This window comes from Plantibacter sp. PA-3-X8 (assembly GCF_003856975.1).
Classification (GTDB): domain Bacteria; phylum Actinomycetota; class Actinomycetes; order Actinomycetales; family Microbacteriaceae; genus Plantibacter; species Plantibacter auratus.
The window spans coordinates 2,808,985-2,821,730 of record NZ_CP033107.1; the positions used below are offsets into that span (position 1 = coordinate 2,808,985).

Genomic DNA, 12,746 nt, shown 5'->3' on the forward strand with positions numbered 1-12,746 from the left:
GCGCACAGCACCCCGGTATGCGAGACCATGGAGCCATGACGACGACGCCGGAGCGGGACGACCTCAGCGTGACGCTCGCCGACGTCGCCGCGAAGTCGGGATGCTCCGTGTCGCTCGTCTCCCGGGTGCTCGCCGGGAAGCGCCATGCGTCCCCGGACACCCGGGACCGCATCCTCGCTGCAGCGCACGACCTCGGCTACGACCGCGCAGCACAGCGTCGCGGCCGACCTCGCTCGGTCCCGCGCCTGCTCGACCTGGCGATGAGTCAGTGGGACGACCCCTGGGCGAACACGGTCGTGACGAGCGTGCGGCGGGCTGCCGCTGCGGCGAACTACGACCTGGTGCTCACGCCGGAGAGCGAGTCGATGGTCGACGACTGGCCCAGTCGGGCACGTGCGCGGGGATCGGCCGGTGTCGTCGTGTGCCTCATCCGTCCCAACGTCTCCCAGCTCGACATCCTCGCCTCGGCCAACATCCCCGTCGCGCTCCTCGATCCGCGTGCGGAGCCGGCGCGGAGTCTGCCGAGCGTCGGGTCCACCGACTGGCAGGGCGGCTTCGACGCGGGTCGGCACCTCGCCCGGCGGGGGACACGTCGGTTCCTCATCATCACCGGTCGGCCGAAGTACCGGTTCGGTCGCGCGAGGGAGGCCGGTTTCCGAGCGGCGGTCGAACGGCACGCCGACGGGGCGACGGTCGAGGAGATCTCGTCTCCCTGGTCCTCGGAGAGTGCGTTCGTCTCCGTGCGCAAGCTGCTCAGGCAGGGGGGCCTCCCGATCGGGGTGTTCAGCTGCAACGACGAGATGGCCTACGGCGTCTACCGGGCCGCTGAAGAACTGCAGCTCCGCATCCCCGACGACATCCGGGTCGTCGGCTTCGACGACCTCCCGCAGTCCAGGTTGATGCCGCCGCCGATGACGACGGTGCGACAGCCGATGCGTGCGATGGCCGCGCGTGCGGTCCAGCTCGTCCTCGAGGCGGAGCCCGGGACGGATCCGGGGGACCGGGCGGAGTTCCCGACCGAACTCATCGTCCGCGCCTCGAGCTGACGCTGACGCGCGGGAGAATGGTCGCCATGACGGGATCATCGGACACCGACGAGGTGTCGACGGAGCATTCGAGCGTGTCGACCTGGATGCAGGCGCTCGGCACGGCGACCGGGAACCCCGGCGGCGGGGCCGCATCCGGACTCATGCTGGCGATCGCCGCCGGTCTCACCGCGATGGTCGCCGGCTACACCCGGGCCACGCATGCCGCCGAGGACGCGAGCGGGCAGGACGAGAACGGATCCAAGGCCGAGGCGACGATCGCCGCACTCCGCGCTCGCGCTGAGGCACGCTCCGAGCTGGCGTTGCGTCTGGCCGACGAGGACGCCCATGCCTCGCGAGCGTTCGGCAGTGCCTTCCGTCTCCCGGCCGGCGTCGAACGCGACGAGGCGATCCGTGCTGCGTCCATCGAGGCGGCCGCGGCCTCGGCACGCCTGGGCGAGCATGCCGTCGACGCGATCGACGATCTCGCGTGGCTGACCGAGCACGGCAACCCGACGCTGATCGCCGACGTGGCGGTGGCGATCGGCGCACTCCGCGCCGCGATCACCGGAGCGCGGACCAACGTCAGCTTCGATCTCGGTTCGGTCCGCAGCGCACACGGCTCCCTCGAGGAGGTCCGCGCCGACGAGCCGCGCCTGTGGGAACTCGTCGCCGTGTTCGACCGTGCCCTCGAGCGGATCGACCGGCTCGCGGCGTCGATCGACCCCGAGGCCGCTCCCACCGACGCGGCGTCGTAGCCGGTGGTCAGCGCACGCCGGGGCGCGCAGCCGGGCCGCTCGGAACCCGGACGATCAGGGCGTGGTGCAGGTTCGTCAGCGAGACCGAGATCACCGAACCGTGCGAGTCGCCGTCCAGTTGGATCTCCTGCGGCTCCTCGAGTCTGAGGTGCATCGTCCGCGCCTGTGCGTAGCTGATCGCGCGTGCCTTGGGCGAGAATCGTCCGACCAGCCGGCCGAACCGCGTGCGGTGCAGCATCCGATTGAACGTCAGGCGGTAGCCGATGTTCCCCCAACCCGGACCCTTGCCAGGGCGCAGCATGACGGCATCGAGCAGGCCGTCGTCCACGACGGCCTCGGGGAGCAGCAGGACCCCACCGGTGAGCGTGCCGGAGTTCCCGACGATGATCGTGTGCGCTCGGGCAGCCGCCTCCGGACGGTCGTCGAGTCGATAGTGCAGGTCGAACTGCCGGTTGCCGATGATGCTCCGCGCGATCGGGTCGGAGTAGGCGAGCCAGCCGATCCGTCGCTTCAGCCGCTCATTGGTGTGGCCGGCCATGTGCGCGTCGAGGCCGATGCCGGCCATGACGAGGAAGACCTCGTCCCGGTTCGTGCCGTCGCTGCGCCCGAGACTGACCTGACCGACGTCGACCACCTGGTCACGCCCTGAGCAGGCGATGTCGACCGACCGCTTGAGGTCGCCCAACGGCAGGCCGAGCGCTCGGGCGAAGAGGTTCCCCGTTCCGGCCGGGACCAGCCCGAGGGGGATGCCGGTGGATGCGATGGCCTCGGCGGCGACCCGCAGTGTCCCATCGCCTCCCGCGACCAGGATGACCGAGGGCGCCGAGGCGATCGCGGCCGCGGATGCACCCCGGCCGTCGTCGTCGGCGCTCGTCTCGTGCCAGGTGGAGGGTGCCAGTCCGTGCGTCGATTCAGCGGCTGCGACGGCCGAGCGGAGGACCTTGATGTCGACCTTGGAGGGATTGACGACGACGGCTGCGCGTCGACGTGAGCGTTCGGCTGGTGCATCGTTCACAGCGTCAAGGATAGGAGGCACCGGCTCGGAACCAGCGGTGGACGCGAGCTGTGCCGCGGGTTCGTGAGACGCTTGCCCCATGGACCTCGAGGTGTCGCCCGGACTGATGATCCCGGCAGCCGAACTGCAGTGGCGTTTCTCCCGGTCGTCCGGCCCGGGCGGACAGCACGTCAACACCTCCGACAGCCGTGTCCAATTGACGTGGAGTGTGGGCGAGTCGGCCGTCCTCACCGATGAGCAGCGCGACCGACTGCTCGAGCGGCTCGGCGCCCGGCTGGTCGGCGGAGCCATCACCGTGACCGTCTCCCGCGAGCGATCGCAGCTCCGGAACCGCGAACTCGCACTCGAAGCGCTGGCGACACGCATCAGGTCGGCTCTCGCGCCGCCGGCGCCGACGCGCCGGCCCACGCGTCCGACCCGCGGATCGGCGCGACGCCACCTCGCCGCGAAACAGCAGCGGAGCGCCACCAAGCAGCAACGGCGACGTCCCTCCGACGACTAGCGGGTCACACCGTCGCCTCCCGCAAGGGCGTGCGTCGGACGGTCCGGTCCATTAGCGTTCCCGGAGAGCGCACCCGTCGACGCCGTCGTCGTGCGCGAACGGAGGAACACCATGCGCATCGTCGTCATCGGCGGGACCGGCCACATCGGCACCTTCCTCGTCCCGCGACTCGTCCGGGCCGGCCACGAGGTCGTGAGCGTGAGCCGCGGCGATCGTTCGCCGTACACGGACGCGCCCGAGTGGGACCAGGTCGAGCGGATCCGGGCCGATCGGGAGGCCGAGGACCGGGACGGTGTCTTCGCGCGACGCATCGCGGACCTCGGCCCGGACGTCGTCATCGATCTGGTCTGCTTCACGGTCGCCTCGGCGACGGCGCTCGTCGAGGGACTGCGCGGCAACACGGGTCAGCTGCTCCACTGCGGATCGATCTGGCGCTACGGTCCCAGCGCGTCCGTCCCCATCGTCGAGGGCTCCGGGACGGCGCCGTTCGGCGACTACGGCGTCCAGAAGGACCAGATCGCCCGGCTGCTGCAGCAGGAGACCGCCGACGGAGGACTGGTGACGACCTCCCTGCATCCCGGGCACATCGTCGGACCCGGGTGGGCGCCCATCAACCCGTTGGGCAACCTCGACCCCGGGGTCTGGCGGGCCCTCGCACTCGGTTCACCGCTGCGCATCCCCGGACTCGGTGCCGAGCTGCTGCACCACGTGCACGCGGACGACGTCGCGCAGGCCTTCGAGCTCGCCGTCGCGAACCGGGACCGTGTCGCCGGCGAGGACCTCAACGTGACCTCGGCCGCCGCGGTGACCGTCCGCGGCTACGCCGACGTCGTCGCCGGCTGGTTCGGACGCTCGGCCGAGCTCGAGTCGGTGACCTGGGAGCGTTTCCGAGCAGAGACACCGACGGAGCACGCCGACACCACCTGGGAGCACCTGGTACGGAGCCACTGCGCGTCGATCGACAAGGCACGGTCGCTGCTCGGATACGAGCCCGCCTACACCTCGACGGAGGCGGTCCTCGAGTCCGTCCGTTCGCTCGTCGCCCGCGGGGAGTTGGACCTGCCAGAACCACGAGCAGCCCTGAACACGAGCCGCTGACGACGCGATCCTTCAGGGGGCCTGCAACGAGCTCCGGAGTCCGTGCGGTGCGTCGACCTTCGGACGCTGAAGGATCCCGCGGCGTCGGAGGATCGGCACGAGTTCGTCGAGCATGCGGTGCACCGTCACCGGATGGAGGTCGCCCGAGAAGATGAACCCGTCGTTGTCCGCCTCACTGCCGGCGCGTTCGATGTGGTCGGCCACCTCAGCCGCCGTGCCGACGACACCACTGCCGTCGGTGATCCGCCCGAGGCGTGCCTTGGGCACGAGCAGCTCCCGGAGCGTCGCCGCTGCGAAGGACTCGTACGGTCCGCGCAACGCGTCGAGACTGCCGCGCGACACGTGGTCGCCGAAGACGGCCGGGTCCACCGGTCGGTCGAGGTCGAGCGCCGTGAGGTCCGTCTCGAGGTCGCTCGACCACGCGAGTGCGACGGAGCGCAGCGTCTCATCGTCCGGCTGTTCCGAGGCGGCGACGAGACGGTCGGCCTCGGCACTGCTCGACACGATGACGGGCTTGAACACGAACAGGATCGCGGGAGGGGTGTCCCGACCGACGGCAGCCGACGCATCGAGGACCCGTCTCCGGTACGCACGGAGGCTCGCGATGTCGAGCGGTGCGAGGGCGAGCTGGACGTCCGACTGTCGCCCGGTGAAGGCGAGCCCTCGCGGCGAGGAGCCCGGCGACACGATGACGGGCTCGCCACCGGAGTCATCGTCGAAGGGGAGGGCGTTGAGCGGCCCGTCGAAGTCGTAGTGTGCGCCGCGGTGCTCGACGCGGTCGAGGTGGCGGCCGTCGGCGAAGCGTCCGGAGGCGGTGTCGCCCACGTACGCGCCGGGTCGCCAGCTCCGCCAGAGCGCGCGCACGCCGTCGAGCCACTCCTCCGCCCGCTCGTAGGCGACGTCGTGCGGCACGACCGGCTCACCGAAGTGACGGCTGCTGCCGACGTCGGTGACCACGTTCACCCCGAACCGTCCGCGACTGAGGTGCTGCAGGGTCGCGAACTGCCGTGCCGCCTGGTACGGCGGCAGCTGCAACGGGTTCACGGTCGGGATGATGCCGATGCGCTCCGTCACCGCGAAGAGGAACGGGGCGAGGCTCAGCGGGTCGTGCTTCGGCCCGCCGTAGGCGCCGCGGATGCGGAGGTCGAGCGTCTCAGGGTTCCCCAGCGAGAGGGCGTCCTCGATGATCAGGAGGTCCAGGCCCGCCTGCTCGAGCTCGCGCGCGGCCTGCTGGTAGAGGGCGGGTTCCTGCCAGCGGTAGTCCCAGTCGAGGTACGGATGCCCCCAACCATGCGGACCGAACCCACGTGACAGGAACCAGCCGAAGCGTTGCCGGGCGCTCATGCGGCGACCGCCACATCCGCCGTGACGCTCGCGCCGGTGCCCGTCGACGGTTCCCGGACGGGGAGCGCGTCGAACGCCGAGGCGAGGTCAGCGATGAGGTCGGCGACGTCTTCGATGCCGACGGAGATCCGCACGAGTCCTTGGCCGATGCCGCTCGCCGCGAGCTGCTCGGCCGAACGCTGGGCGTGCGTGGTCGAGGCCGGGTGGAGGATCAGTGACCGGACGTCGCCGAGGTTCGTCATCCGCGTGAACAGGCCGACGTGGTCGATGACCGTCCGCGCTGCGTCCCGTCCGCCGTGCAGGGTGAACGAGAACACCGATCCCTGTCCATCCGGCAGGTACCGGTCCGCCAGGCCTCGGAACGGACTGTCACTGAGTCCCGAGTAGTCGACCGAGGCCACTTCCGTCCGTCCAGCCAGCCACGTCGCGAGGGCGAGGGCGTTCTCGCTCTGCCGTTGGACGCGGAGTGACAGCGTCTCGATGCCCTGTGCGATGAGGAACGCGTTGAACGGCGAGGGCGTCGGGCCGAGACGCAGTGCGACCGATGCCCGTGCGTAGGCGGCCAGCGCGGCACGCCCGTCCGCCTCGACGTGGCTGAGCCCGCCGAGCGCGGCGAGCGGCGAGGTGAGGTGTCGGTAGCGGTCTGCGCGAGCGGCCCAGTCGAACGTGCCGCCGTCGACGACGACCCCGCCCAGCACGGTGCCGTGGCCCGCCAGGAACTTGCTGGCCGAATGGACGACGATGTCGGCGCCGTGCTCGATGGGACGCAGGAGGTAGGGCGTGGCGAAGGTGTTGTCGACGACGAGCGGGACCCCGTGCGCATGGGCCACGTCGGCGACGAGACGGAGATCCGTGAGGTCGTTGCGGGGGTTCGGGATGGACTCGACGAAGATCGCGCGCGTCTCGGGTCGGATGGCACGCGCCCAGGCGTCGGCGTCGAGCGGATCGGCGACCTCGCTCGTGGTGATCCCCAGCCGGCCGAAGTTCTCCGTGAAGAGGCTGCGCGAGCCCTCGTACAGGCTCGGCGCGGTGAGCAGGTGGTCGCCGGCCTCGAGCAGGGAGAGCAGGGCGACGCCGACGGCCGCCTGTCCGGAGCCGAGGAGCAGCGCGTCCACACCACCCTCCAACGCGGCGAGACGGCGCTCGACGGCGTCGATCGTCGGATTGCCGACCCGGCTGTAGCTGTATCCACCGGGGTCCGGTCCGAACCGCCGCTCCGCCTCGTCGAAGTCGGTGAACACGAACCCGGCACTCGCGTAGATCGGCAGAGCCCGCGGCTGGAGCGGCGCATCGGGTGTACCACCGGCGTGCAGCTGTCGGGTGCTGAAGCCCCCTCGGTCCCGCTCGTGCATCGCCTCGTCCTCTCCGTCAGCTCGGCCGTCGTCGACGCCCCGGCGTCGGTGACAGGCACTCTACGGTCGGCACCGGGGCGGGCGCAGGTGACGACGACATGCGCGGACACAATCGGCGGGCGACGCAGCCGTCGGGGAGGCCCCGTACCCTGGAGAGGCGTCGGCCGTGGAGACGGTGACCGGCGCCGACGGATCGGACGAGGGGGAACCGTGAAAGCACTCATCGCATCGGGGAGCGGTCGGTATGCGGATCCGTGGCACCCCTACGCGCGCACGAGCCCGCTCATCGCCGAGGTCCTGGAGACGGCCGGCTTCGCGGTCGAGATCGACGAGGACGTCGATCGTGCGATGACGAGACTCGACGGCGTGGAGCTCCTCGTGGTCAACGCCGGCGACCCGTGGCGGTCCGAGGACCAGGGCCGAACGCCTGCCGCCGCGATCGACGGCTTCGCGGAGGCGCTCGGTCGAGGTGTCGGTGTGCTCGCGATGCACGCCGCGCTCGCCTCGCTCCGCGACTACCCGGACTGGGCGCCGACGATCGGGGCGCTCTGGCTGCCCGGTGTGTCCTGGCATCCGCCGATGGGCCCGACCGTCGTCCGCGGCCTGGCGTCCCCAGCAGGCGGACCGCTCGGCGACATCCCGGTGGACGACGAACAGTACCTACGGCTGCAACCGGTCGGTCGGAGCACCACCGTCGCCGAGCACGACGTCGACGGCGAGCGGTTCCCCGCGGTGTGGGTGCGCGAGGTGGGGCCCTCCCGCGTCGCCGTCGACGCCCTCGGACACGATGAGCGTTCCTACGCCTCGGCGGAGCACCGTGCCCTGCTCGCGACGCTGGCACGGTGGACGGCCCGGGCACCGTCTGCGTGATCCGTCACGGATCCTCGACCGGCCTCGTCTGTGTCGCGACCCCCGTCGGCGCAAGCCCCCGTCGAACGGGAGTCGGGCGTCCTGAGCGGGTCTATGCTCCTGTTCGGGGCTGCGAGCGACCATGATCGCCGGCCGCGGCCCGCATCAGGAATCGGAACCTCGAGAAAGCCGCACCACGTGTCACAGGACCTCATGTCACCTGAGAACAACGTCCAGCGCATCATGCGCACCGGAACCGTCTGGTTCGGCGTCGCGGTCGGGAGCACCGCGATCGTCCTCGGACTCCTCCTCAGCTCTGGCTGGCGGCCGGCCGTCCTCGCCGAGGGACTCCGCGTGGTGTGGTGGTGCTGCTCGGTCATCGTGGGTCTGAGCATCGGCCTGCTGGGCTGGTCCGGCTGTCCGATCCTCGAGGTGGACGTCCCGACCGCGTCACGGAACAAGTCGCTGACCATGCAGCTCGGAACGATGCTGTTCATCCTCGGAAGCCTCGGCGCCATGTTCACCGTGCTGGCCGGGTCGCCGAGCTGACACCCGCGGCGCGGGTACGTCCGGCTCCGGCGGAGTCGTAGAGTCGATGCATGGCCCGATCCTCAGCACCGCTCCGCAGACTCGGCTTCCTCACGATGGGCCTGTTCGACCCCGAGGAGCCGGCGGCGGGGCACGAGGCGACCCTGCAGCTCATCGAGCTCGGTGAACGCCTGGGGTTCGACAGTGCCTGGCTGCGGCACCGGCACCTGCAGTTCGGCATCTCCTCACCGGTCGCCGTCCTCGCCGCCGCGACGCAGCGCACGAGGCGCATCGCGCTCGGCACCGCGGTCACACCGCTCGGCGCGGAGAACCCCTTCCGGCTCGCGGAGGACCTGGGCACGGTCGACGTCCTCTCGGGAGGCAGACTGCTTCCCGGCTTCAGCACCGGGGAGCCGATGCGGTTCGACGCGTTCAAGCACGCGATCTATCCGTCGACGCTCGACCAGGAGGACCTCGGCTACGACCGCGTCCTGCGCCTCCGCTCCTTCATCCGCGGTGACGTCGTCAGTGACAGCGCCGGTCGTGAGGGCCAGGAGGACTACTCCTCACGGGTCGAGCCGCATGCCGACGGTCTGGCGGAGCGGCTCTGGTACGGAGCCGGCAGCCTGCGGTCGGCCGGTTGGGCCGGCGAGCAGTCCTTCAACCTGCTCACGAGCAGCGTCATCGCCGCCGAGGACGGCACGACGGACTTCGCCGCGAACCAGGCCGCCCAGGTGCGTCGGTTCCGAGAACTCCACCCGGCGGGTGAGCGGGCCCGCGTGTCACAGGGGCTCGTGGTCATCCCGACGGACTCCGCGACCGCGTCCCAACGCGCCCGCTACCACGAGTACGTCGACTCGAGACGGCACCGCGTCGGCGTCGCCCATGGGCCGCGGCGGATGCTCTTCGCGGAGGACCTCGTCGGCAGCAGCGCGGAGATCGCTGAGCGGCTGTACGAGCACGCCGGATTCCAGGAGGTCGACGAGGTCGCCTTCGCGCTCCCGTTCACGCTCGAACCGGACGACTACACGCAGCTGCTCACCGACATCGCCGGCGCACTCGGCCCCGCCCTCGGCTGGCGACCGGCCGCGGACGGGGAGTCCCGTCCGGCCTGAGCGGACCGGTCGGAGACGGCTTCCGGTCGCGCGTACAGTGCAGGTATGACGCAGCACGGGTTCAGACGGTACGTGGCCATCGGCGACAGCTTCAGTGAGGGCTACGGGGATCTTCGAGAGGACGGCACCCTTCGCGGGTGGGCCGACTTCGTTGCCCTCGGCCTCGCTCGGGCGTCCACGGAGACCGTCAGCTACGCGAACCTCGCCATCCGCGGGCGGAAACTCTTGCCGATCCTCGACGAACAACTCGACCGAGCGATCGCGATGGGTCCGGACCTCGTCAGCTTCAACGGCGGCGGCAACGACATCATGCGCCCGCGGGTGTCGATCGACGGTGTCGCCGACCGCTTGGACGGTGCGGTCGAGCGACTGCGTGCCGGAGGTGCCCACGTGCTGCTGCTGAGCGGGGCGAACCCCTCGGCCCACATCCCGATGGGTTCGCTCCTCGCCCGCCGCGGCGAGCAGCTGGCCCAGGCCGTCAGGGTGCGGTACCCGCGCGAGGGGGTCACCTTCGTCGACAACTGGGCCGATCGGACGCTCGCCGACCTCCGATACTGGTCGGTGGACCGCCTGCACCTCAACGCCCTCGGCCACGCCCGGGTGGCGAGCAACGTGCTGACGGCGCTCGACGTGCCGGTCCCGGAGGAGTGGGGTATCGACGACGTCGCTGCTGCGCCGCCCGGTCCGCGTCAACGTCGCACCGCGGCCTACTACCGCGAGCACGTGCTGCCCTGGATCGGGCGCCGCCTGACCGGACGTTCCTCCGGTGACGGCCGCGAACCGAAGATCGCCCAGCTGCAGCCGGTCGACACCCGCGGCTGACCGGCACCGGTCAGCCGCGGATCGTCAGCCGACGCGGACGAGCGTGCGCTGCCAACCGGAGGATCCGTTGGGAGCGATCGGCGCCTGCTCCTCGATCTGGAGGTTCCCGGCCTTGTCGGTCGCACGGACGGCGACGTAGTGCGTACCGGCGGTCGCCTCCCAGTCCATCCACCACTGCACCCAGGTGTCGTCGTTGATGGCGGTCGTGAGGTTGACGCTCTGCCAGTCGCCGTTGTCGATGCTGACCTCGACCTTGGCGATCCCGACCGTCTGCGCCCAGGCGACACCCGCGATCTTCGCCGGTCCGGCCGGCAGCTGCTTGTCGATCCGGGGCGTGTCGATCCGCGAGGAGAGTTTGATCGGCGCCTTCGCGTCGTAGCCGCGCGGGGTCCAGTAGGCCTCGTCCTTGTCGAAGGTCGTGACCGTCAGCTTCGTCAACCACTTGGTCGCCGACACGTAGCCGTAGAGGCCCGGGACGACCATGCGAACGGGGAAGCCGTGCTCGAGCGGCAGGGGCTCGCCGTTCATCGCCACGGCGAGGATCGCGTCGAGGTTCGGGTCGGTGAGCGACTCGATCGGCGTGCTCGCCGTGAAGCCGTCGACGCTCGTGGACAGGACCATGTCGGCCTTCGAGTCGGGCATCGCCCGCTTGAGGACGTCACGCACCGGGATACCGAGCCATTTCGCGTTGCCCAGGAGGTTGCCGCCCACCTCGTTCGAGACGCAGGTCATGGTGATGACGTATTCGTCGAGACCCATGGCGAGGAGCTCCTCGAAGGTGATCTGCACCTGCTCGCCGACCATGCCGTCGATCGTGAGCGTCCAGGTGGCCGGGTCGACCGTCGGCACGGTCAGCGCGGTGTCGACGCGGTAGAACTTGTCGTTCGGCGTGAAGAGCGGGCTGAGGCCGTCGACGTCCGCCTCGGCTCCGTCGGGGATCGTGACGGTCGACTTCGGCGCCGGGAGCTTGAGGGCGTCGCGGACGGCTGTGATCGACGAGGTGGTGACGTTCACGAGGCGTGCGCCCACGCCGACGACGACGGCACCGGCCGCCGCGATGCCGGCCACGCGGAAGAAGCCTCGGCGGTCGAACGCCGCGCGCTCGTCGTCCGAGCCGTTCGTGGCCCGCTTCGGCAGGCGACGACTCAGGAGGACGAGGATCACGACACCGGCCGCCAGACCGAGGATCACGGGGACGACGGCGAGCGGGGTGGCACCGGCACGGGTGACGGTCGTCGCACCGGCGAAGACGCCGGCCGCGATGAGGACCACGACACCGAGCGGTGGACGGATCTGCTGCAGGACCCCGGCGATCGCCGCGGCGATCACGACGGCGACCCCGAGGCTCACGAGGAGGAAGATCTTGTCGTTGCCACCGAAGGTCTCGATCGCGAACTCCTTCGCCCACCGCGGGACGATGTCGATGACGAACGATCCGACGGTGAGGAGAGGACTGCTGCCTCGGGCGAACAACAGCGCCGCCAGCTCGGCGATCGCGAGGAACACCGCTGCTGCGACGATTCCGGACAGTGCTGCCGCGAACCAGACGAGACGTCGTCCGCTCCGCGTGGTGCCGGTCTGATGCTTCGATGGCATGTGCTTCTCCCTGATCGTGGCTCGACAGGAGTTCGGAGCACTGCCCGGATCAGACGGGTCGGATCCGTCGTCCGCCCGTCGTCTCGGCGTTCAGGCCGTCGAGACGGCCAGCCGCAGTCCCGTCTCGGACGCCAGCCGGAGGGCCTCGGCGAACTCCTGCTCGCTCCGTTCGAGCTGCGCTGCGAGCGCCGGATCACGGTCGGCGAGGGTCAGACTCGTCGTGATGACGTGGACGTCCATGCCGAGCGCTCCGCCGAACAACGTCCGCAGCGCCGGCACCTCGTGATCCCAACCCTCGGTCGGGCTGCCCGCGTCGTAGGCGATCCCACGGCTGGTGGCGATGACGACCGGCCGGCCGGTGAGCGCTCCCGTGTCCGCGGAGGTGACACCAGGCACGTGGATGTGGTCGATCCACGCCTTGAGCGACGATGGGATCGAGAAGTTGTAGAGCGGCGCGCCGATCACGACGATGTCGGCGCCGAGCAGCTCGTCGAGCAGGACGCGCTGGAGCGTCTCGGCCTCGGCGGGCGGGTTCGTACCGGGGCGGCGGTCGGCCGGCGCCCAGTGGAGACTCGCGTCGGCGAGGTGGGGGAGCGGATCCAGGTGCAGGTCGCGACGGACGACGACGCCGGTGGGGTCGGAGGTCGACCAGGCGTCCACGACGGCCTGCGAGAGCCGGCGGGACCGGGAGGTGTCGAGATCGGCGGAGGAGTCGAGGTGCAGGAGGGTTGGCATGCGGCAA

At 70.7% G+C, this 12,746-nt stretch carries 13 protein-coding genes; 8 read left to right on the forward strand and 5 right to left on the reverse strand.

Annotation, left to right across the window (positions count from 1 at the left end; all coding sequences use genetic code 11):
- Positions 1 to 35 precede the first annotated feature (35 nt).
- Together EAO79_RS13285 and EAO79_RS13290 are read left to right on the forward strand one after the other, a co-directional pair.
- On the forward strand, positions 36 to 1,046 hold the full coding sequence (locus EAO79_RS13285; RefSeq protein ID WP_161578521.1) for a LacI family DNA-binding transcriptional regulator: 1,011 nt from the start codon (positions 36 to 38) through the stop codon (positions 1,044 to 1,046).
- Positions 1,047 to 1,072: 26 nt separating this feature from the next.
- The gene (locus EAO79_RS13290) at positions 1,073 to 1,783 is read left to right on the forward strand and encodes a cyclodeaminase/cyclohydrolase family protein (protein ID WP_124769277.1); all 711 of its coding nucleotides are present in this window, start codon (positions 1,073 to 1,075) and stop codon (positions 1,781 to 1,783) included.
- Positions 1,784 to 1,790: 7 nt separating this feature from the next.
- Here EAO79_RS13290 and EAO79_RS13295 read toward each other — a convergent pair whose 3' ends face one another.
- On the reverse strand, positions 1,791 to 2,798 hold the full coding sequence (locus EAO79_RS13295; protein WP_241160879.1) for a diacylglycerol kinase family protein: 1,008 nt from the start codon (positions 2,796 to 2,798) through the stop codon (positions 1,791 to 1,793).
- Positions 2,799 to 2,877: 79 nt separating this feature from the next.
- Here EAO79_RS13295 and arfB point away from each other — a divergent pair, with 79 nt between their 5' ends.
- Together arfB and EAO79_RS13305 are read left to right on the forward strand one after the other, a co-directional pair.
- Positions 2,878 to 3,300, forward strand: coding sequence for an alternative ribosome rescue aminoacyl-tRNA hydrolase ArfB (gene arfB, locus EAO79_RS13300; protein WP_124769279.1), 423 nt, complete (start codon positions 2,878 to 2,880; stop codon positions 3,298 to 3,300).
- Between the two features lie 111 nt (positions 3,301 to 3,411).
- Positions 3,412 to 4,398: an NAD(P)-dependent oxidoreductase gene (locus EAO79_RS13305; RefSeq protein WP_124769280.1), complete on the forward strand. Its 987-nt coding sequence runs from the start codon at positions 3,412 to 3,414 to the stop codon at positions 4,396 to 4,398.
- A gap of 12 nt (positions 4,399 to 4,410) precedes the next feature.
- Here the strand turns inward: EAO79_RS13305 and EAO79_RS13310 are convergent, their stop codons facing one another.
- Complete coding sequence (locus EAO79_RS13310) at positions 4,411 to 5,742, reverse strand: LLM class flavin-dependent oxidoreductase (RefSeq protein ID WP_124769281.1); 1,332 nt, start codon at positions 5,740 to 5,742, stop codon at positions 4,411 to 4,413.
- The gene (locus EAO79_RS13315) at positions 5,739 to 7,094 is read right to left on the reverse strand and encodes an O-acetylhomoserine aminocarboxypropyltransferase/cysteine synthase family protein (protein ID WP_124769282.1); all 1,356 of its coding nucleotides are present in this window, start codon (positions 7,092 to 7,094) and stop codon (positions 5,739 to 5,741) included. The genes EAO79_RS13310 and EAO79_RS13315 overlap by 4 nt, the downstream gene beginning before the upstream one ends.
- A 210-nt stretch (positions 7,095 to 7,304) precedes the next feature.
- Here EAO79_RS13315 and EAO79_RS13320 point away from each other — a divergent pair, with 210 nt between their 5' ends.
- The 4 genes from EAO79_RS13320 (at position 7,305) to EAO79_RS13335 (ending at position 10,408) form a co-directional block, all read left to right on the forward strand.
- Complete coding sequence (locus EAO79_RS13320) at positions 7,305 to 7,964, forward strand: ThuA domain-containing protein (protein WP_241160880.1); 660 nt, start codon at positions 7,305 to 7,307, stop codon at positions 7,962 to 7,964.
- Between the two features lie 177 nt (positions 7,965 to 8,141).
- A complete protein-coding gene (locus tag EAO79_RS13325) occupies positions 8,142 to 8,492 on the forward strand; it encodes a hypothetical protein (protein ID WP_079705855.1) in 351 nt (116 codons plus the stop codon).
- Between the two features lie 50 nt (positions 8,493 to 8,542).
- Positions 8,543 to 9,586 (forward strand): LLM class flavin-dependent oxidoreductase, encoded by a 1,044-nt coding sequence (locus EAO79_RS13330; protein WP_124769283.1) that lies wholly within the window; start codon positions 8,543 to 8,545, stop codon positions 9,584 to 9,586.
- Positions 9,587 to 9,631: 45 nt separating this feature from the next.
- Positions 9,632 to 10,408 (forward strand): SGNH/GDSL hydrolase family protein, encoded by a 777-nt coding sequence (locus EAO79_RS13335; protein ID WP_085510819.1) that lies wholly within the window; start codon positions 9,632 to 9,634, stop codon positions 10,406 to 10,408.
- Between the two features lie 24 nt (positions 10,409 to 10,432).
- Here the strand turns inward: EAO79_RS13335 and EAO79_RS13340 are convergent, their stop codons facing one another.
- Complete coding sequence (locus EAO79_RS13340) at positions 10,433 to 12,004, reverse strand: molybdopterin-dependent oxidoreductase (RefSeq protein ID WP_124769284.1); 1,572 nt, start codon at positions 12,002 to 12,004, stop codon at positions 10,433 to 10,435.
- Positions 12,005 to 12,094: 90 nt separating this feature from the next.
- On the reverse strand, positions 12,095 to 12,739 hold the full coding sequence (locus EAO79_RS13345) for an FMN-dependent NADH-azoreductase (protein ID WP_124769285.1): 645 nt from the start codon (positions 12,737 to 12,739) through the stop codon (positions 12,095 to 12,097).
- Positions 12,740 to 12,746 lie beyond the last annotated feature (7 nt).

What these genes read in the sequence shown, in the direction of transcription:
- EAO79_RS13290 (WP_124769277.1), top strand. Translation starts at nt 1,073, where the DNA reads ATGACGGGATCATCGGACACCGACGAGGTGTCGACGGAGCATTCGAGC.
- EAO79_RS13335 (WP_085510819.1), top strand. Translation starts at nt 9,632, where the DNA reads ATGACGCAGCACGGGTTCAGACGGTACGTGGCCATCGGCGACAGCTTC.
- EAO79_RS13305 (WP_124769280.1), top strand. Translation starts at nt 3,412, where the DNA reads ATGCGCATCGTCGTCATCGGCGGGACCGGCCACATCGGCACCTTCCTC.
- EAO79_RS13315 (WP_124769282.1), bottom strand. Translation starts at nt 7,094, where the DNA reads ATGCACGAGCGGGACCGAGGGGGCTTCAGCACCCGACAGCTGCACGCC.
- EAO79_RS13310 (WP_124769281.1), bottom strand. Translation starts at nt 5,742, where the DNA reads ATGAGCGCCCGGCAACGCTTCGGCTGGTTCCTGTCACGTGGGTTCGGT.
- EAO79_RS13285 (WP_161578521.1), top strand. Translation starts at nt 36, where the DNA reads ATGACGACGACGCCGGAGCGGGACGACCTCAGCGTGACGCTCGCCGAC.
- EAO79_RS13340 (WP_124769284.1), bottom strand. Translation starts at nt 12,004, where the DNA reads ATGCCATCGAAGCATCAGACCGGCACCACGCGGAGCGGACGACGTCTC.
- EAO79_RS13345 (WP_124769285.1), bottom strand. Translation starts at nt 12,739, where the DNA reads ATGCCAACCCTCCTGCACCTCGACTCCTCCGCCGATCTCGACACCTCC.
- EAO79_RS13330 (WP_124769283.1), top strand. Translation starts at nt 8,543, where the DNA reads ATGGCCCGATCCTCAGCACCGCTCCGCAGACTCGGCTTCCTCACGATG.
- arfB (WP_124769279.1), top strand. Translation starts at nt 2,878, where the DNA reads ATGGACCTCGAGGTGTCGCCCGGACTGATGATCCCGGCAGCCGAACTG.